A 20,164-nucleotide genomic window follows, 5' to 3' on the forward strand; every position below is an offset into this window, starting at 1 on the left:
AAATCACATTGCGTCGTAAAAGAGTCCGCTACTTGAACCGCGGACGTATAAGCGTAGTTTTTCAGGATGGTGTGGAGGTAGGAAATGAAGTTGGGTATTCGAATCAGCGCGTTGCTCGCTGCGATATTTCTTTGCAATGGCGTATTCGCAGATGCTGGTGTTGTCGATCCGACGTTGATGCCGCCAATCGCAACCCTGTTTAAACCTGCTCAATATTCATCTGTACAGGTATCGCCTAATGGAAAATACCTTGCGGTTGTTTCTCCCATAAACGGCCGGAAGAATATTGCTGTCATAGATCTGGAAACCCGAAAAGCAAATGTGGTGACCGCATTTGGTCATGTCGATGTAAACAGGACATCTTGGATCGGTAATGATCGTTTGCAATATGGTATCTGGGATCAGCGGGCGGGCAATAGTGAAGATCAGGTATATGGTGGAACATTTGTCATCGGCCGCGACGGAAAGGGAAATCGTCAGCTTGTGATGAGTGGCGTCAATTTTATTGCGAATGAAGATCCCGGTAGGCGATTCAAGTCGGGGCACATAATTGGTCGGGTACCGGATAGTGCTGATGAGGTATTTATCGAGAGCGATGATCGATCAAAAGAGAATGATGATGTTTATCGCGTAAATGTCCGGACTGGTGAAAGACGACTGGTGACCTTTCAGAATCCAGGCAGGGTGAGTCGCTATGTGGTTGATCACAATGGTGTGATTCGGGTGGCGATTTCTGTTGATACAAAAAAAGCCAAGCCAATTACGACGATTTATGTGCGTGATAATAATGATGCAGAATGGCGGAAACTGTCCTCGATGGACGAAGAAGAAGGCGTATCGATCAACCCTGTTGGATTTGAAAACGATAATCACACATTATTTGTGACGAGTACACGGAAAACGCCTCGCCTGGGTCTGTACACATTTGACATTGAGACTGGACAATGGGGGGAGACCTTACTTGAGCATCCGCTGGCAGATGTGGGCGGAGGTAATAGCCTGAATCTAATTCGTGATGAAAAAAAGAAAGTGGTCGGTTTCACTTTTCATGCACATGAACCGGAAACCTACTGGATCGATGAGCGATATCGCGATCTGGCATCGCGTGTCGATGCGACGTTCAAGGGCAGACTGAATTTCATTCACGGTCATCCGGGTAAACCCACGGTAGTGTATAGCCAGTCAGCTAGAGATCTTGGAAAGTATTATCTACTCAATGCAGATGCATCCAGTGCGGAACTCATTGCAGATTCATCGCCAGATCTCAATCAATATCAGCTGTCCGAAATGTCTGCAGTTGTATACAAAGCACGAGATGGACTGAATATTCCCGCATACTTAACCCTGCCGGTGGGTTTGGATGCAAAGCAATTACCTCTTGTGGTCCTGGTGCATGGCGGCCCTTATGGCGTGCGCGATGAATTTGGGTTTGACAACGAAGTTCAATTGCTTGCTAGCCGAGGTTATGCGGTATTGCAACCCAACTATCGTGGTTCGTCAGGCTATGGTTTTCGCTTTGAAGTAACAGGTTATCGGAAATGGGGGTTGTCCATGCAGGATGATCTGACTGATGGCGTTAACTGGTTAGTCGGAAAAGGATTGGTTGACCCTAAGCGGGTTTGCATCATGGGCGCAAGTTATGGCGGTTATGCAGCACTGGAAGGTTTGGTAAAGGATCCCGATTTGTATAAATGCGGGATTGCATCAGCTGCTGTTTCGGACATTCTGCTCAAATACTCGGTTACATGGTCTGACTATAGTAATTCCGATTATGTAAATTCGGGAAGAATGATGCATATGATTGGTGATTTGGAGAAGGATAAGGAGCAGCTTATTGCAACTTCTCCTGCGCGCAATGCGGCCAGATTCAAATCGCCTGTATTGATTGCCCATGGCGCGATTGATCGGCGTGTACCCATTATTCATGCAGAGAAAATGCGCGACGCACTGAAAGCGGAAGGTAAATATTTTGAATGGCTGGTGATTCCTGATGAGGGGCATGGTTATTTCAAGCCGGAAAATCAGGAAAAGTATTATGGCGCAGTGTTAGACTTTCTTGCCAGATTCAATCCCAGTGCACGCAATACACCGGAAACTCTAGCCTCGCAAGTAAAGCACTAGTACGTTTCATGTGGAGATCGCCTCGAGAAATCGGGGCGATCCGATGATTCAGATCAGTTAGCTGTCCGCCCACGCAATCACCCCCCCCAGCATCGGCACCCACTGCTGAAAGCTATGATTCCCACCCTCGATCACGGTCTGCCGGCTTCCGGCATAGTGTTCGACTGCGTGCCGGTAATCCAGCGTTTCATCACCTGTTTCCACCAGCAGCCAGTATCGCGATGGCGTGAGGACGGGCGGCACCATCGGCAGTAGTTCATCCAGATGCGCCTGCGTGAGCACAAACTGTTCGCCGGTGTACATATTGGTTTGTGGACCAAGCAATTGGGGGTGCGTCCATGGCCGTACTGCCGGGTTCACGAGCACCGCACGCGCATCAAAGGTTTCCGCTGCCCAGGTCGAGTAAAACCCGCCCAGCGAGCTGCCAATTAGCATGAAGGGATGGCCTTTGAAGCCTGTGATCGTTTGCTCGATGAGAGCTTGTGCACGCGCAGGCGAGTAGGGGAGTTCGGGGCAGACAAACCGCTCGCCTTCGCCGCGCGCTTCCAGAAATGCCTTGGTCTGCGTGGCCTTGATGGACTTGGGGCTGCTGATGAAACCGTGCAGATAGAGGATGTAGGGCTGGGTCATGTGTCGAATGCCTTTGTCTGGTCTGCAACCAAACCGATTGCTGACCCTGAATGTGCTCTGCATTTTATCAGGGTCTGCTTGGCTTGTTGGCTGCGACAGCCTTCACAGGCAGGGTCAGGATCAGTGTCCGTCTTTTACGCCGCCTAATTTAAACAGCACACTGCGGGGTAGGCGATATTGGCGTTTGATGATCTGATTCATCAGATCGAACACAAAGACGGGCTTTTTGCCGAGTTCTTGCAGCGCATCATCGAGTGCGGCTAGCGCTTGATCAATTTGTGCTTCGGTGACGGTAAGCGGCGGGTAGAAGCGTAAAACCGGATGTTCGCATGATTCATTCATGGAATGGCCAACGTGCACACCGCGCTTACCCAACGCAATGGTCAGTGCGGTTTCAACGGCGGGATTACGCATTTTCAGGCCAGTCATGAGGCCGATCCCCGGCGCATCGAGAATGAGCCTGGGATAATGCCGGGCAGCGCTACGCAATCCTGCCAGCAGTCGTGCACCTAATTGCATGGCACGTTGCGGCAGATGCTGTTCGCGGATGAACTCGATGGAGGCAAGTGCAGCTGCGCAGGCATAAGGCGAGCCACCGCTATCGCTGGCTAGATAACGGGGCGGCAGATCAGGGATGGATTGAATACGCTCGACAAGTGATTCGCGTAACACCGCCACGGCGATCGAGCTATGACCACCGGTAATCCCCTTGGAAAGCAGGACAATGTCAGGCTGAACGTTTGGATCCTCATCAAATGCAAACATGCGACCGCATCGGCCAAAGGCGGTCTGGATTTCATCTGCCACAAAGAGTGTGCCTGTTTGCCTGCACAGGTCTGCGACTTGACGCACATAGTCTTTGGGCGGCGTTTGTAGATAGCAGCCGCCGAGAACCGGCTCAAGGAAAACGGCAGCGGCTCCGTTGCCCACTTCGCGACGCATGGCCTCAATGTCACCGTAGGGCACAAAACTGACATCGGGGCTGAGTGGCAGGAAGGGCTTGCGATGATTTTGCTGTCCGAGCAGATTGAGTGCGCCCAGGGTCTTGCCGTGATAGGAATTGCGGATTACCACGATTTTGTGGTGCGGTGCGCGTGCGGCTAGTACCGCACGCATTGCCAGTTCAGAGATTTCGGCACCGGAATTGGCGAAGAATACTCGTGTCAGATCGCCCGGCAGCATGCTGGTCAGGGTATCCATGAATTCAGCGGTCACAGCATTGGCACTGCCGTAGGGGGTAGCCGCCAGTGTGTGAATCTGCTGCAGTACGCGTGCCTGAACATAGGGATTGCAGTGCCCAACGATGAATACACCGTAACTACAGGCAAAATCGAGAAATTGCCGTCCGTCTTCATCGGTGACGATCGCGCCCTCTGCGTGGCTTTCGATGGAACGATGCGCGACGCGATAGAGTGTGGCTGCGGTAGGGTTCCAGTAACGGCCTGATGCTTCGATGACTTCCAGGCGGTTCATCATGCTAGTGTCTCCTCCAAATGTGTTTGCTGGGTCAATGAGGCACAGTGCTGCAGTGCTGCGATCAGACGCTGCACGCCTGCTTCAAGCTCGTGCGGCTGGATGATTAGCGGGATATTCAACCTCATGCGCGGGCCATCCGCTTGTCGCAGCAATACTCCTTGGGCAAGCGCCTGGCGTTGAAGCTCGAAGGCGCGCCGGGGGGTGTCGAAGTCAATCATGACCAGCGATCCCAATGACTGGATTCGAGTGATGCCTGGTTGATCCCGGAGCGCTTCTACGATCTGGCCGCCAGCCTGGGTGTGATAGGCCACCAAGTTTTCTTGATCCATCACGCGCAAAACACTGCTGGCTGCCGCGCAGGCGGCGGGATTGGCACCTGTGGTACTGCCGTGCAAGGTGGGATTGCGGCGGTCATATACTTTGTTATGAATGGATTGACGGGTGAGGTAAGCGCCGACAGAAATGTGGCCGCCTCCGAGTGCTTCACCCGTGATCAGCACATCAGGCGTCACGCCTGTGTGCTCGATCGCCCAGCGTTTGCCGGTGCGGCCAAGCCCCGTGCGCAATTCATTGATGATCATGAGTGCGCCTGTTTCATCGCATCGTGTGCGAACGGCTTGCCAGAAGGCCTGACTGGCCTGCATGTCCTTGCCCTGAAAGGCCAGTGGCTCAAGCAATACTGCGGCTGTGTTGGATCCGATGGCTGCAGCAAGGGCGGGCGTATCGCCCAGATGGATGGCGTGTGGCTGGAAGGGCAGGCTGCGAAGGTAGGCACTCCCTATGCCTGCAAAGTAGGTGCCATGACTCAGCGTGCCATAATCCGCACCGCGTGCGACGACCACTTCACGGCGGCGGGGCCAGTAGCCCTTGGCCAGCTTGAGTGCGGAGTCGATCGCTTCTTCGCCGGAGTTGCAGATGTAGGAGACTTCAAGGTCACCTGGTGCCCAGCTAGCCAGCGTTTTGGCAAGTTCGGCGTGGCCGCGATTGATCAGGATGCGACTGGATAAGGGCGCGCGCTTGATCTGCTCGATGACGGCGGTCTGGACGGCTGGATGGGCATATCCAAATCCGCCTGATGCAAAGTCAATCAGCTCGCGGCCACTGGTGCAATACAACGTTGCATGGTGCGCGCGCTCGACGACAAAATCGCAAAAATGTTCGAGCTGTGCAGGTGAGGCATGACGGTGATAAGACGCCAGAATGTCGTCTGGAATCATGGGTGGTGTCTCCTTGAGTGTGGATCTCGCGGATATGCTGATGGGCGCCGCTTGTGTGCGAGATCACGACATAAGTGTGCGGGTGCATCAGACGTGAAGCGTCCCTTCTGGCCTGCCTTGATATCGCAGGCCGGGAAGGCGCGGCGTCCGGGTCAATTAGGATTGCCGTGTCGCACGGTTGGGCATCAGCCACGTGCAGATGAGCGCCAGTGCTGCCAGTCCGGCCAGCAGCAAGAAGCTGTGGGAGAACGACTGGGCCCACGCTGTGGGCTGCTGAGTTCCTCCTAGCTGGCGACAGGCCATAATCTGGAGTGCCGCTACGGTATTGATACCCAGCGCCGCGCCGATATTGCGGCACAGTTGTACTGCTGACGTGTAGCTGCCAATGCGAGTGAAAGGCGCCTGACCCTGTACCAGCACCAGTGTGGTGGTGGCCGCGAAGCCGATGCCGAGTCCGATCAGAATTTGCGGGAGGGCATACGTCCAGCTATTGACCTGTGTGGGGAGTAGATTGAGCACGACAGTCCCTCCGAGCAACAGGCAGGCGCCTATTATGCCCGTCATTCGGAAGCCGCGTCTGGCTGTCATGCCGCCACACACGGCCGATCCGGCCACCCAGCCCAAGGCTGCTGCCATGACCAGCAAGCCACCCTGGATGGAGCCGGTCTGTTGATTGCCATTGAGGTATAGCGGCAGCAAGGTGACGGATGCGTACAGGATGGTACTGGCGAGTAAGGTAAGCAGGGCAGGCGCCAGATAACGGCGCTGGCACAAAAACGGCATCGGTAACATGCTTCTGTCTGCGTCGCCGTGTATCCGCCAAATCTGCATCCCCAGGCAGATCACGGTAGCGCCAATGAGTCCGTTTCGGCTTGCGTCGGCCAGCTGTAGCGATGGCGCCATGATCAGCAGCAGCGTGCCTGCGAGCAAGCCGCCAAAGCTGATGAGTGATAGCAGATCCAGCTTGCCGGACGGATTGGCTGCACGTGGGTGATGGGCTGGATACATCAGCGAAATCAGCGCCATGATCAGGATGCACAGCGGCATATTCAGGAAGAAGACCATCCGCCAGCCGGCATACTGGTGAATCAAGGCGCCGGCGAGTGGACCGGCAATCGCAGCCAGACCCCATACCAGACTCAGCATGCCCTGCATCTTTCCGCGTTCCTGATCGCTGTAGAGCCGACCGATGATGACGTAAGTTGTGACCGTAATGGCACCCGCTCCGACGCCTTGCAGTGCGCGCGACCACACCAGTGAAATCATATCCGGTGCCCGCCAGATGCAGAGGGAGCCCGCCATGAACAGGGTGAGTGCCGCGATCATGGCGCGCTTCTCGCCGATGGCATCCGACAGGCGACCTGCCAGCGGTGTTGCCAGCACACTGGCCAGAATAAAGCCGGACATCAGCCAGGGATACAGGGCATCATCGTGCAGCTGTCCCTTGATGTAAGGCAGCAAGGTGCCAACTGCAGTGCTGTCCATTGCCGCCAGAAACAGCGAAAACATGGCGAGAGCCGTGAGCAGCGGGCGTGTATAGGTGACTGAGGGTGAGTTGAGTGTGCCGCTTGTCGAATGACTCATGGTGCGATCCTCAGGCGTGAATATGGCGTGCGTGCGCGAACTGTTCGATCAGCCCGCGATGTTCGTCGCTGAGGGCCTCGTCCACCTTGCGAATGATGGGCTCGCCAAACACCAGATCGCGGAAGGTCAGCGTCAACTTCAGTTGAGTGGCATGGCCAGGATTATTGAGGGTGTAGTCCATGCCAAAGGTCGACTTGGCGAAGGCCTCGAAACGCATTGCCAGCTCGGTATTCAGTGCCTCGGTTCCATCAAGTATCTGGCGCATGCGGCGCTTCTCGGCATCGCTGAATGAGGGAATCACATAATCGAACACAAAGTGGTCGGTTTGAATATGGCGGGATTCATCCAGACCATGGAGATACAGGAGTCGGGTGAAAAAGTACTGCATGTCCGGATCCATGGCGCGGGCGCGGCGTTCGTACACCGTGATCACCGATTCGCCGATATAGGCCGAGCAGCACAGTGCCGCCAGTTTGATATAGGGTGAATCAGAGCCTTGGTAGAGCGCCACGCGGGCATCGAACAGATTGTCGCTATACTTGAAATCACGACCTGCGAGAATGCGGATGTAGCGATAAAACAGATTGGCGTGCTGTAGTTCTTCGGCTGCGAAGCAGGTGAGGGCGTCGTGCAGCTCGAAGCCTTTGTCGAGTTCGGTGTCGTGCCCTTGCAGTTCGGCGAGGATGATCGTCAGGACGGCTGATACATGTCGTTCGATTTCGGCCAGTTGGGCGAGTTCTTTGGTGACGTAGGCAATGGCGGCCTGCTCGTGACCGGACTCGTCAAATGCTACGCGTGACAGGAAATCGAGTTCCTGCGCGTCAAATGTTTCCGGCCAGTCCAGTGCGGCGGGGTGAAAAGTATGGGCGTGGGCAGCTGCGTTGATCTGGTGTAATTGCTTGCGAATCATTGTTCGGTCTCCTCGGTGTGGGGGGCATTTGCATGGATGACATCGCGTTCATATTCACGGAATCCGTCCTCGATCCCGATGATGAAATCTTTGAACTCGACCAGTTCGTCTTTGATGAGCTGACTTTCGCGCAGACCTTCGATGAGGTAGTAGTACCAGCGCAGATCTTCGGTTTCGAGAATCATGAAATCCGAATGCGTTGCGCTGAATGCTTCAGCATCGAAAAAGCGTGCGCTGACTTTGCCTGCGTATTCGGCGAAGATCGGACGGACGTGGCGCTTCTCGTATTCGCTGCGCGCTTCCCAGCTCTTTTTCAGCCAGTCCGTACTGAAGCTGTAGGTGATGACAATGGTGTATTTCATGGTCAGTGGATGTAGCTCAGTGCGTTGAAAATGGTGCGCTCGGGATCCTGGATCGCGCGGCGGCCGTGCATGACACGGGTGTTGTCGATTAGTACGATGTCACCTTGTTGCCACTCGATGTTTTCAGTGACCTGCTCGCAGGCATCGTCGATTTCCCTGAGCAATGCCGGGCTCAGCGGGGTGCCATCGGCAAAGGTGATCACCGGCTTTTCGTAGTTGTATGAAGGCCCCAGGATGCTGTGTGCAAACGCGAGACGGCTGCCAAACAGCGTGGGATGGACGGCCGCAACTCGAAATGCGTAGCGAATGGCGCCATCTTCGCTTTGGGTGATCGTGGTGTTGACGGGATCATTGGCCAATTGGCGAAGATCATCGATGGTGATGGTGTCCAGCGGCTTGCTATCGTGCTGCATGCGGGCGACAAAGCGCTTCCATTTGTCCTCCTCGACATGGCGGGTATAGACAATGTCCTGAGCGAGAAACGTTTGTTGGGTGGATTCGCTGAGCGCGTCCCAGGCGCGATAGCCGTCACATACCGTTGTTTGTGAGCCGTGTGCAGCCGCTTGCTGGCAGTAGAACCAGCACAGATGCGGCATGAAGGGGCTATTGCCGTTTTCGCAATGCAAGCCGACCGGATCGACACCCGCATCGACTTTCTGGGCAACATCGCCTTGGCCATGAAAGGTGCGGGCGGGATCGAGTGTCACGCGCGTGCTGAGTTTCTGGACAAGTCTGGAGAAGCCATCGAGGTTGACATCAAATCCGCGGAACAGGATGAATCCGGTTTCCGACAGCTGTTTGAGGAGTACATCCTTGTCGAGCGTATCCGGTGAAAGGACTGTCTGTGCGCGGATGATGATGCCATTTCCGCTGCCATATGGCTCGATGCTGGTTAAAGGGCGAGACATGTTTCCTCCTGCGATGGGTGTGTGGTGTTGTGCTGGATCAATGCCCAGATTTGCTCGCGGCGCGGGCGGCCGGTGACCGTAAAGAATTCGGCATAGATTTCACGGCGACTGCTGACTGTGACAACCCGATCCGCGCGCTCGACGCTGGAGAGGTGACGGTCGGCAAACGCGCGGATGTCGGCTAGTGCGGCGCTGTTCGAGTAGCCCGGTGCAAGCACCAGAAAGGCTGTGAGCTGGTCGAGCCCATCGCCAAACAGAACAGCTTGCTCGACGCAATCCAGTGATTTGTAACGGGACTCGACCCACTCGGGCGATACGTTGCGTCCATTGGCGGTGATGATCAGGTTCTTTTTGCGCCCAAAGATGCGTAGGTAGCCCTTAGGATCGATCTCGGCCAGATCGCCCGTATGCAGCCAGCCGTCTGCATCGACCTCGCAACTGGAGGGGTCTGATCCAGCATATCCGGCAAATAGCGAGCTGCTTTTGACGAGCAATTCGCCATCAGTCGCCAGACGCACCTGTACGTGGTCGAGCGGTTTGCCCACTGTGCCGGCTTTGCAGATGCCCGGTGCATTCCATGCCACAACCGAACTGTTTTCGCTCAGGCCATAGCCTTCGTATACCGGTATGCCGAAGCCCGCCAGTGCGTCAATCACTGCGGGCGCAGTAGGCGCGCCGCCACATGCAATAAAGGCCGGTGTCGGGCATCCGAAAATGCGCATGCAGCGTACCCCGGTTGGCTCTTCCGGCTGCATGCGGCACGCTGCCAGCATGGCTTCAACCATGGATGGAGGTAATGTAAGCGCAGCCGGACGTGCTTCGGGCAGCAGCGTGAGCATGGCGGCGGTGGTGCCGCCGTGTTCACCTAGCAAGGGGAGATCGGCAGGCGTGAAAATCAGCGTGCCGCCCTCCATAAAGGTCAGGTATGCGGCTGTGACTTGCTCGATCAGCAGGCTGAGTGGTACGAGTGACAGATAGCGGGTGTACGTACCTGCAGGTATGCGTGTGCGCAGCCCGCTCAGTAGCGCATCCAGTCCGGCATGGCGGATGCGGACGCCCTTGGGACGGCTGGTGGTGCCCGAGGTGTGGATGACTTTGACGACATCGTCAGCCGGGCGAGCTTGAATGACCGGCTCTACGCGAGGCGCACGGAGCAGGGCGTCTACCGTCACACTCGTCATGGGGGGCGCCGGCCAGGATAGGTCAGTCTGCCATTGCTGCATACGGGCGGCACCGCGTTCATCCACCAGGCAGAGCTCGACTTCGTCCAGAAGATGCATGGCCTGGTCAGCGGAAAATGCCAGAGGAACCGGTACCTCGACAGCGCCTGAGCACAGTAGAGCGAGATCCGCGACAATCCACTCGGGGCTGTTTTGCATCACGATGCCGATCTTCAGGGGACGGGCATCTGTGCGGGGTAGATCGAGCAATGCCTTGGCTAGCACGCCCGATGCATGCAGTACCTGACCCCGGCTGTATTGCCTTGCCGGTCCACTGCCGCCCAGTACTTCCAGCATGATGCTGTCCGGCAATTGCTTCATGCCGTCGATGAGGTGATCAAGCCATGGCATAGGGTTCTTCCTCCGCCTGCTTGTTGAGATTGACGACAAGATTGTCAAATCGGTAGCGGCCGGTCTGGCTGGCAAAGTCGCTGGCCGTCCGGGTCAGGCAGAGGTAACCGGTCACGGGCATGTGCTCGTAGTAGTTGCCCCAGCGTTTGAGTGTGCTTTCGTCCAGGGTGTCCGCATCGGCGACGTGCAGGGGATTGAATTCGTACTCAAGCTTGTCGAGCAGATTCCGCAGTTGCTTGGTTGCCGTAAACAGGATGTAACGCTTGCCCATGCACCAGCACATAATGGGCAATGATCGAACCAGTTCGGTGCCGGACTGAAAGCGGCTGGAAGCCAGCGAGCCCACTTCCACAACGGCCTCCCGTGGCACCACCCGCCCTTCCATGCGACTAATGAGCTGTTCTACCGGTGCGTTCAGGTATTGCTCGGAAAACAGCTTTCTGGATTCGGTGAATGTGATGCCTGCAACTGCCAGCGGTGTACGCTCGCCGCTTTCATCTTGCTGCATGCATGCTACAAAGCAGTCGGGGTTCGGATTCACTTCTGCCTTGAATGTTCTGCGATATTTCTCGCGGACGAGCGCAATGGATTTCGACCAATCGTGAGTGTCTGGTCGTACGACTCTGATCTGCATGTTGCCTCCTGGTCTTCAACTATGAATAGATGTCGTCGCGGCTTGTGCGGCCTGCGCATTGCATGGCTGAACCCTGTGCTGCGGGTTTTGGCCTGAATCCGGGTGTTCTGATGCGTCTGTCGCGAGGTGTTGTCCGATGGGGGGCACCAGTGTTTCTCCGGGCTGTAGAACGCGAAATGTCTGCTCGTTCAACCCTGCTGCCATCAAGGCTGCATGCAGGAGCGTTGGTGGCTCATCCACGGGTTCGGAGGTAAGGACAAACGTGCCCCAGTGAATCGCGACAGACTGCCTCGCGCCGATATCGCGATGAATCTGTACGGCTTCAAAGGGATCAACATGTTTTTCCCTCATAAACGAACGGGGGGCATAGCCGCCAACGGGGATCAGTGCGAGGTCGAACGGGCCCAGGCGCTGCCCGATTTCTCTGAATAGCGGGCGGGAATAGCCGGTATCGCCGCCAAACCAGACTTTGCGTCCGGCAAAGGTCATTGCCCAGCTGCCCCACAGTGTCTGGTTGGTGTCGTTCAGGCCTCTGCGCGACCAGTGCTGGGTTGGGGTGAGCGTGAAGCGCATGCCATCGATATCGGTATGTTCCCACCAGTCGAGTTCAGTGACGCGGGTCACGCCCAGGCTGGCGAACCATGCCTTGAGTCCCAGGGGAACGAGCCACTGGACACTGTTGCCGAAGTACTCGACGGTGGATCGTTCAAGGTGGTCATAGTGATTGTGGGAAATAACCACTGCATCGATACGCGGTAACTCGGATCGCTTAAGCCCCGGGGGACTGTAGCGCTTGTTGCCGAACAGACGGACTGGCGAGGCTCGATCCGCAAAGACGGGGTCGGTGAGGATGTTGCGCCCGCTGATCTGTACTAATGCCGAAGCGTGGCCGATCCACGTGAGCTGCAGATCCGAAGTGGGTCGTTCAATACATGCGAGATCGGGTTCGACCGGGTGGGGACCGCTGCCTACTGCTGGCGAGGGAAAGCGCTCTTCAAACAAACGCATGCGCAGGTAAGGCCAGAGGCCTTGATGCGGCCTGGGGGTACCGTAAATATTGCGGAACCCATCCAGCCCATGATGGGGGGGGCGCGGATTTCTGACAGTTTCGCCATCAGCAGAAAAGGTGCTTACTAGCAGCCCGATACCGCTCATCAGCAGTCCTGATAGCAGATACATCACTCTGGAGCCGCTGATTCGGTTCGGTGACATGTTCGGGCGGTTATCGTCATGAGGCTGTTGTGTAGTCATTTCAAAGGTTTCTGCTGATTCTGTCTGTGTACGTTTTGTCAAAAAATGACGTTTAGTCAAGAGTAACTAAAAATTTTTTCCGCAATGATGGCCGGTCAGTGGACCGGCCGAGCCGAGGTCAGGCTGGCTCCGCTACCTCGTTTGCTTCAATCTGCTGCTCATATTCCGAAAACCAGGCTGTCAGGCGTGCCCATGTATCGTCATAGTCCCATTCGCTGGACAAGGGATGCCATTGCAGGCCATCCAGTACGATGGACACGTTCTGCTGCAGAACGGTTCGGAAATCCAGTCGTTCGATGGAGGTGGCTCGCCGCGCAGATTGCAGCAAGGCCGTGCTGCCGAAGCACATTGCCCAGTTGGCGAAGGTAACAGCTGCTGTCGCATTGGCAAGTGAGGAGCGGATATCGCCCTTATCGAAGCCCTCCTGCACGACACGGTCGAGTACCTGAGTGACCTTCATTTCAAGTATCCGCCGGTCTTCCATGCGCTTGACGGATGTCTTTTCGATGACATGCGGTGCCAGTCCGCTCAGAATGCACATGAACAAGGTTGGATAACGGCGGGCGTACAGGTTGTACGCATAGTGAAGGCCGATAATGCGTTCTCTCGGGTTTCCCGGAAATTCGAGTACCTTCAGATACATGTCGAGCTGTTTCTGCAGGCCGCACACACACAGTGCCGTCAGTAAATCTTCCTTGCTGGTGAAGTGGTTGTAAATCGTGCCTTTGGAAAACTCGGTACGCGTGGCCAGCTTTTCCAGCGTCAGATTGGCGAAGCCGACTTCTTCAAGCAGCGTCTGGGCCTGTTCGAGCAGCATATCGTCGCGCTGCGCCAGTTCACGTTGTTTGCGTTCTGCAGTACTCATAGTGTGTGCTTTCCAGCGTGGTGCGTGTCTGGCTGCCGCCGGGCAGTGCCTGACGTGTTGCGACCGGCGTCGCCTGCCGAGGCGACAATATTGGTCTTTGTACGATGTGATCGACCCCGATATTCGAGGATCATGGTTTCGTTCACATGCTTTTCATGGTCAAACATTGACTATCTGTAAAATTTTGACGATTAAATCACAGTGGCGTCGGTTTGACATCCGATACAGGGTTTTACCATCGTTTCGTGATGCTTTCGGCCACACCTGGCAGCCAGCGATGAATGTGCTTCATCCATCTGGCTTTGCCGATGTAGATATCGTGCTGACCCGCTTCGAGTCGCTCAAGCAGTTCGGCTGCGGCTGCATGGGGGCTGATTTTTCCTTGTCCCCTGCCACGTGTCATGGCGGTATCCACGAGCGGTGGCTGAACTTCGACGACGCGAATGCCCGGGCAGGACGCTGCAAGCTGATAGCGAAGCGCTTTGGTGTACGATCGCAAAGCCGCCTTACTGGCGCAGTACAGCGGGGATGACTTTTTGGGCGACAGTGCAAGTGGCGTGGTGACATTGACGATGGCAGCACTTTCCTGGGTGGCCAGTACGTCGATCAGCAGTTTGTTGATGAGCACCGGTGCCAGGAAATTGACGCGGGTTTCAAGCTCGGCAATGAACTGTACGCGATCAGCCGCTGTACTCATGATGTCAAACTCGTGCTGCACGCCTGCATTGTTGATGATGAGCGATAAATCACCGTGCTCTGCTGCAATACGGGTTGCCAGTGTGATGACCTCGTCTGCCGAGGAGAGATCGCACTTCATCGGAAACACGCCCGACGTGGCGCCTGCCCGGTCGAGTGCATCCTGCTGTCTGCCGCAAATAATGACTTTACAACCCCGCGCCAGCAGCGCGGTGGTGAGTGCTTCGCCTATGCCGGCCGTACCGCCGGTGACCAATACTTTTCGTCCGGCCAGCTTCATGCGGGTACTCCTTCGGTATGTGAGCGCGCGCGTTTGTCGGCGCTTGCGCCTGCAATGCGATCGGCGACGATCTTGCCGGACAATACAGCGGCGCTGCCATGATCGCCGGGCGGGAAGCTGGCTGCACCCGCATACCAGATATCCCGATCCGCATCGTAGTTGTCAGGTTTGGGTTCTCCCGCAGCGGTAATGACCGGGAGCACGCGGCTGGACATACCATGCAGGGTAGTGAAGCGCGTCGGCGAGATAAAGTGCTGCTCGACAATGGCGCGATTCAGTCCGGGCAGCATGGATTCGATCCGGCTGAAAACATAGCGGTGAACCTTGGACTGAAGATCTGCATCGGGGTGTTCCTGCCCCTTGGGTAAATAGAAGTAGACATTGAGGGTATTGCAATCGCCCTGTGTCGCCAGATCGCTTTTGAAAACATGAAAGCCAAAGGTCGGCGGCAGCTCGCCCCGTTCCAGTGCGCCGAACCAGGACGACACCCCTGCAGGATAATGGATGTTGGTATGCACGCCGCGCGGCCAGTTATATTGCCTGTCTACCGCGAGCCAGAACATGGCCAGTGGCAGGCCACGACGGGCATCCGGCGCAATGGCCGATTCACGTGCGGTTGCATCGATCAGGTGGCGGCAGCGGAATTGACCTCGATCCGTGTTCACCAGTTTGATGCCGTCTGATTCCGCCTGATGGGCGAGGTAGCGGGTGCCCAGAAAGATCTCGCCGGTCTCGCGGACGCACTCCGCCATGGCATCCGCCATGGCCTGAGGGCCGCCATCGGGCGTGGTTGGCTGCGTGTAGCCGTAAGCGAAGCGGAACTCGTCATCCAGGGAATCCAGCCGCAGGGTATCGGGAGAAACGCCCATGAGGTAAGCGGGAATCTTCAGGATGTCTGCCACCATGGGATGGCGGACTGTCGCATTTACAAGCGCACCCACCGTCGGATAAAGACTGAATCCGCTCGCTCGTGAGGCCTTTTGACCTTTTGCATACCGGATCAGGTCTGCACCATGGGGCAGCAGATGGATGATGCTGCGAAGGTCTGGCGGCAGGCTGAAGCGGCGACCCTCGTAATGAATGTGCGTGCTGTGACGGGTGAATGTCTGACGAACGCCGACACTGGCAAGCCACTCTGGCATGGCTTTGCCGAAATCATTGCACGCAATCACGTATTCGCGTCCCTCGAACTGGCAGGTGCCGCACAGGCCGCCAACCCGTGATGCCTGTTCGAGGAGGGCGACACGCATGCCGCGCTTTTTCAGGTGCAGGCCGGTGCTCAGGCCGCCCAGCCCCGCCCCTACGATGATGGCATCAAAGTACGGCAAACTGGATTCGGGCGATGCGAGGGTGTTCATGGCAGGTCTCCTCAGGCGACGGCGAATCCGTTATGGGCAAATTCACGAACGATGTGACGTGCCGACCGGATGGCTAGTGCATGCAGGGTCAGGGTCGGATTGACGGAACTCCCGGTGACGAATTGCGCCGAGCCGCCAATGTAGACATTGTCGAGCCCATGCACTTTGCCATACGGGTTGACGACCGACGTTTTCGGGTCATGTCCCATGCGCATGGTGCCTGCCGGGTGCGCATCGAACGGTGAGTCGGTCATGGCCACCGAGGTTGCTCCGGCTGCACTCAGAATGGAGCGGGTTGTATTGAGTGCATCGGTAAACACAGTGTGATCATTGGCATGCAGCTGATAGTGAATGTGGGCATTGGGCAGGCCCCATGCATCTACTCGGTCCGCATCGACGGTAATTCGGTTGTCCCGTACCGGGATGCCTTCACAGAAGGTGACCGTAAAGATGCTCTGATTGAAGCCCTGCATGGCTTGTTTGAGCTGACTGCCCCACAGGTTACGATAGGGATCAACCGCCATGACACCTGCGCCCGCGCCATTGAGTGACTCGATGGCGAATCCGCCGGCGTATCCAGCTCCTTTTCTGGCACGTGCATAGTCCAGCGTGATCAGATTGCCCATATTAAATCCGACCGATGCGTCAAGACACTGCGGCGTCAGACCTGCTCCGATTGTGCCCAGATGGGAGAAGAAATGCCTGCCAACGGTGTCGTACTGGTTTCCGAGGCCAGCAGGCGAGTATGGATTGGCGGAGTTGAGGAACAGTCTGGGCAGTTCGAGCGGATTATTGCAGGCAATGACAACCCGTGCGCGCGCATTCAAGGTGGTTCGGGTGGCGATATCAACATAGTTGACGCCACTGACATGTTTGGCACTATCCTGCACGATGCGGGTAACAACCACCCCCGTGACGAGTTTCAGTCGACCGGTTGCCTGTGCGACATCTATCAGCGCGTGATCGGACTGGTACTTGGCATCTATCCTGCAGCCGGATCGACAAAATCCGCAGTTCAGGCAGGCAGACTGACGACGCCAGTTGCGTGAAGCAATGGCAACCGGCCCCGGTGCGCTGCGGATGCCCAGCTTCTTCATGCCTTGTTGCAGCAGCTGACTGCCCTTGAATAAGGGATGCGCTGGGTTAGGGGGCGCGCAACGACTGGCGGGATCCCAGGGCGCAATCGTGCCGGCCACGCCCATCTGGCGTTCGGCTTCCTCGTAAAATGGCTCCAGCTCACGCAGGGTCAGCGGCCAGTCTTCAAGCGAGCTGCCAGCGGGTTGCCCGTAAGTTGTACGGGCCTTGAAGTCGTGCTCGAACATCCGCAATGCCACCGCAGTCCAGACAAGGGTACCGCCACCTACGCCGAACCCAAGGTTGGGTGCACCACTGAAACCATCGCCGGTGACGCGATACGCACCGTTGTCCCACACACGCTCCCACATGGCCATTTCGTTCTCGGCAAAGTCGCTCCGATGATTGCTGTAACGTGGACCCATTTCCAGCATCAGCACCTTGAGTCCGGCGGTGGTCAGTTCGTTGGCAAACACGGCTCCGGCAGCACCGGCGCCGATGATGATGGCATCCCATTCCGGTTTACCGGTCTGTTTGTCTGTATTGCGCGCTTCAAATACCGCGTTCATGTTTCGTCGCCCCTATTGTGTTCTGTTGGCCACTCCAAACCTGCTCCGGTGGCCGCTGAATCGGACATTCAAATCGTGCGCTGGCACAGATGACTGGTGATGGGATGTCCTGCGGGAAATCCGCCCTTGTCGAGATTGGGGCCGGGCATGCCAAGGGGTTGATATCCGGCAGGCTGTGCATAAAAGTGCAATACCGCCAGACTGCGCACTGCAGCCCAGAAAGGCGCCAGTTGCGTATTCGTGGCGATCAGGGCTGTGAGTGTGTTTGCTGCCGCATCAGGGAGTCCGGTAAATGTTTGGCCGAACTGTTGGCGAGCGATGCCGTCAATGGCAGCAATGGCTTGCTTCATGCCCGCCACGGTATGGCTATCCTGACGGGACAGCGAGCTGATGACCGCGGCCGGTGTGCCGGTTTCAGCTGCGCCCGCTGTGCCATCCGTCGGCAGGATCAGGGTGACCAGTCGGGTGACGATGGCGGCCTCGTCGGATGTAAACACGCTGGCGGCCATGGGTGCGAACGTTGCCGACAACGATCTGATCTGAGGCTGGATCCGTTTACCGGCAGTGAACCGGGAAAGCGAGAGCACGGGCAGCGAGGCGAGGGCTGCAACAGCGGTCAGCAGGGACTTGAGCGCGAATCGTCGCGACAGGCCTGCCGGATGGCGGGTATGAGGTGCATGCATGGTGTCTCTCCTGTGATGTACTGTTGGCTGCGAGGTGCTCATTCAACCGGCCTCCTCTGTACAGACGGAAGGAATAGCCTCGTGCTCGAAATGTCCGGTCAGGTAGAGGGTTCGTGCCCGCAGCCGCTGCAATTTGCCACTGGGGGTAACGGGAATCGCGCGAGGGGCTACGCCTCTGACGATGTCGAGATTCAGTCCGGCATGGCAGAGTACTTGCGCGCGGATGGCCTCTTCGATCATGGCATCCTGTTCTGTCGACTCCGACAGGCGTTCAAACAGCAGGACAGTCTCACCTCGCGCACCATCTCTGGCCGGGAGCTGGAAGCAGACTGCACGCCGCTTCAATACACCCTCGACACCACGCGCTGCGCATTCGATGTCATACGGGAAATAGTTTTCCCCGTTGATGACGAACATTTCGTCCGCGCGCCCCTGCACCACCAGACGGCCCTCGTGGAAATAGCCGCGATCACGCGTATCGTAAAAGCCGTCCGGATCGGCGATGCATTCGATCTGTCCATCAATCAGGGCATGGGTGGCGACGGATTCGCCACGCATCCTGATCCTGCCGTCCTTCAGGTTGAACTCCATCCCGGAGACGGGCTCTCCGCAGGTGACATGGGTCTGGTTGCCGTCGGATGACAGCATGAACCCTTCACCCGGCGGAGCCAGCGTGGCCGCCAGTGTGGCTTCGGCGAGACCATAGCAAGGAGACACCACGCCCGGTTTCAGGCCGAAAGGCTGCATGCGCTCGATGAAGGCTGCCATCGTGCGCGGACTGACAGGTTCGGCACCTGTGCCCATCCAGCGAAATTGAGTCAGCGATAGATCGGGGATGCGGCTGCCCTGCATGCGCTTGAGGATCCATTCATATGCAAAATTCGGCATGCTGCAGTAGTGGGCGTCGTATCGGTGTGCGGTTTCCAGAAACTGCAGTGGCCGCCGGGCAAAGCATGCGGGCGAGATCAGGATCAGATTGTTCTGCGCGATGACGGATGCCAGAAACATGCCGACCAGTCCCATATCGTGATAAAGCGGTAGCCAGCTGATCCAGCGATGCATCAGCGGGTCGACTTCGACGCGCTCCCACATGGCAGCGGTGTTTGCAAACAGATTGGCCCAGGTGATCAGGATGCCTTTCGGCGTCTTGGTGCTGCCGGAGGTGAACTGGATGAAGGCATGGTCGGATGCATCGAGCACTGCGCGTGGCGGCACCGGCGCGGTCTGTTTGTTCGTCTCGGCATACAGCGCGGGCAGACTCAGTGTCCTGATGTCGAGTGTCTGTTCTGCTGCGATGCCCTGTATATCGGCCTCCTCGTCGGGGTGGCAGCAATAAAAGCGGAAATGCCTGAGCAGGCTGCCAATCCGTTCGCGGAATGTGTACTGGCCGGTGAGGGCATATCTGGGTGGCATGGGTACCGGCGTGGCGCCTACCCAGATCAGGGCAAGCCATAACACGGGGAAATTGGGCGTCGTCTCGGCGCACAGCAATACGCGCTCGCCCTTTTGGATGCCATGTTGTAACAACACGGAGGCCAACCGCCCGGCACCATTGACCAGATCGGCATAGCTCTGCCAGGTCATGGTGGAAGTGGCGTCGTCGTAGACATGAATACCGCGCTCCGTGCAGGTCGCCAGCGCATCCCAGACCTGATCCATATGACGTACACGCTGAAGATAACGATCACCCATATTGGCCTCAGGCAGGAACAACATCAGCGGCAAGGCGCGAGACGGCCTGATAGAGGTCGGCCACCGTCTGGATGCGTGTAGCGTCAGCAACCGGAATGGCAACATCGAACCGATCTTCGATGGCCAGCATCAATTCCACCATCTTGAGCGAGTCGAAGCCGAGATCTTCGACCAGTAATTTGCCGGGGGCGATGGTTTTACGCTTACCGCCGATGTCGGTGAGCAGTTCATTCACTGTATTCTGGACCGCTTCCATGTGCATTCTCCTGTGTGATGTCGTATG

18 protein-coding genes are annotated in these 20,164 nt (G+C 56.9%); 1 reads left to right on the plus strand and 17 read right to left on the minus strand.

Annotated elements, in window-relative coordinates:
* The first annotated feature begins 84 nt into the window (after positions 1–84).
* On the plus strand, positions 85–2,121 hold the full coding sequence (locus KSF73_04425) for a S9 family peptidase (protein ID MBV1774954.1): 2,037 nt from the start codon (positions 85–87) through the stop codon (positions 2,119–2,121).
* A 57-nt stretch (positions 2,122–2,178) separates the two neighbouring features.
* Here KSF73_04425 and KSF73_04430 read toward each other — a convergent pair whose 3' ends face one another.
* From KSF73_04430 to KSF73_04510, 17 genes are all read right to left on the minus strand, one after another.
* A complete protein-coding gene (locus KSF73_04430) occupies positions 2,179–2,751 on the minus strand; it encodes an esterase (GenBank protein MBV1774955.1) in 573 nt (190 codons plus the stop codon).
* A gap of 120 nt (positions 2,752–2,871) precedes the next feature.
* Positions 2,872–4,227, minus strand: coding sequence for an aspartate aminotransferase family protein (locus KSF73_04435; GenBank protein ID MBV1774956.1), 1,356 nt, complete (start codon positions 4,225–4,227; stop codon positions 2,872–2,874).
* A complete protein-coding gene (locus tag KSF73_04440) occupies positions 4,224–5,444 on the minus strand; it encodes an aminotransferase class III-fold pyridoxal phosphate-dependent enzyme (protein MBV1774957.1) in 1,221 nt (406 codons plus the stop codon). Before KSF73_04440 ends, KSF73_04435 begins: the two co-directional genes overlap by 4 nt.
* A gap of 156 nt (positions 5,445–5,600) precedes the next feature.
* Positions 5,601–7,028, minus strand: coding sequence for an MFS transporter (locus KSF73_04445; GenBank protein MBV1774958.1), 1,428 nt, complete (start codon positions 7,026–7,028; stop codon positions 5,601–5,603).
* Between the two features lie 10 nt (positions 7,029–7,038).
* Entirely contained in the window at positions 7,039–7,938 is a 900-nt protein-coding gene (locus KSF73_04450; protein ID MBV1774959.1) for a diiron oxygenase, read from the minus strand.
* Positions 7,935–8,300 carry a hypothetical protein gene (locus KSF73_04455; protein MBV1774960.1) on the minus strand — a complete coding sequence of 122 codons (366 nt, stop codon included), beginning with the start codon at positions 8,298–8,300 and terminating at the stop codon, positions 7,935–7,937. Before KSF73_04455 ends, KSF73_04450 begins: the two co-directional genes overlap by 4 nt.
* Positions 8,301–8,302: 2 nt before the next feature.
* A complete protein-coding gene (locus KSF73_04460) occupies positions 8,303–9,208 on the minus strand; it encodes a TauD/TfdA family dioxygenase (protein ID MBV1774961.1) in 906 nt (301 codons plus the stop codon).
* The gene (locus KSF73_04465) at positions 9,193–10,779 is read right to left on the minus strand and encodes an AMP-binding protein (GenBank protein ID MBV1774962.1); all 1,587 of its coding nucleotides are present in this window, start codon (positions 10,777–10,779) and stop codon (positions 9,193–9,195) included. The genes KSF73_04460 and KSF73_04465 overlap by 16 nt, the downstream gene beginning before the upstream one ends.
* On the minus strand, positions 10,766–11,413 hold the full coding sequence (locus KSF73_04470; GenBank protein ID MBV1774963.1) for a thermostable hemolysin: 648 nt from the start codon (positions 11,411–11,413) through the stop codon (positions 10,766–10,768). The genes KSF73_04465 and KSF73_04470 overlap by 14 nt, the downstream gene beginning before the upstream one ends.
* 15 nt (positions 11,414–11,428) lie before the next feature.
* Positions 11,429–12,625: an MBL fold metallo-hydrolase gene (locus tag KSF73_04475; GenBank protein MBV1774964.1), complete on the minus strand. Its 1,197-nt coding sequence runs from the start codon at positions 12,623–12,625 to the stop codon at positions 11,429–11,431.
* Positions 12,626–12,782: 157 nt separating this feature from the next.
* A complete protein-coding gene (locus tag KSF73_04480; protein MBV1774965.1) occupies positions 12,783–13,529 on the minus strand; it encodes a TetR/AcrR family transcriptional regulator in 747 nt (248 codons plus the stop codon).
* Between the two features lie 232 nt (positions 13,530–13,761).
* Positions 13,762–14,505: an SDR family NAD(P)-dependent oxidoreductase gene (locus tag KSF73_04485; protein ID MBV1774966.1), complete on the minus strand. Its 744-nt coding sequence runs from the start codon at positions 14,503–14,505 to the stop codon at positions 13,762–13,764.
* Positions 14,502–15,863 (minus strand): NAD(P)-binding protein, encoded by a 1,362-nt coding sequence (locus KSF73_04490; protein ID MBV1774967.1) that lies wholly within the window; start codon positions 15,861–15,863, stop codon positions 14,502–14,504. The genes KSF73_04485 and KSF73_04490 overlap by 4 nt, the downstream gene beginning before the upstream one ends.
* 11 nt (positions 15,864–15,874) lie before the next feature.
* Positions 15,875–17,506 carry a GMC family oxidoreductase gene (locus KSF73_04495; GenBank protein ID MBV1774968.1) on the minus strand — a complete coding sequence of 544 codons (1,632 nt, stop codon included), beginning with the start codon at positions 17,504–17,506 and terminating at the stop codon, positions 15,875–15,877.
* Positions 17,507–17,574: 68 nt separating this feature from the next.
* Positions 17,575–18,189, minus strand: a complete 615-nt coding sequence (locus tag KSF73_04500) for a gluconate 2-dehydrogenase subunit 3 family protein (GenBank protein ID MBV1774969.1) — start codon at positions 18,187–18,189, stop codon at positions 17,575–17,577.
* A 42-nt stretch (positions 18,190–18,231) separates the two neighbouring features.
* Positions 18,232–19,905: an AMP-binding protein gene (locus KSF73_04505; protein MBV1774970.1), complete on the minus strand. Its 1,674-nt coding sequence runs from the start codon at positions 19,903–19,905 to the stop codon at positions 18,232–18,234.
* Complete coding sequence (locus KSF73_04510; GenBank protein MBV1774971.1) at positions 19,889–20,137, minus strand: acyl carrier protein; 249 nt, start codon at positions 20,135–20,137, stop codon at positions 19,889–19,891. Before KSF73_04510 ends, KSF73_04505 begins: the two co-directional genes overlap by 17 nt.
* Positions 20,138–20,164 lie beyond the last annotated feature (27 nt).

The organism is Burkholderiaceae bacterium DAT-1, assembly GCA_019084025.1.
Lineage (GTDB): Bacteria > Pseudomonadota > Gammaproteobacteria > Burkholderiales > Chitinimonadaceae > DAT-1.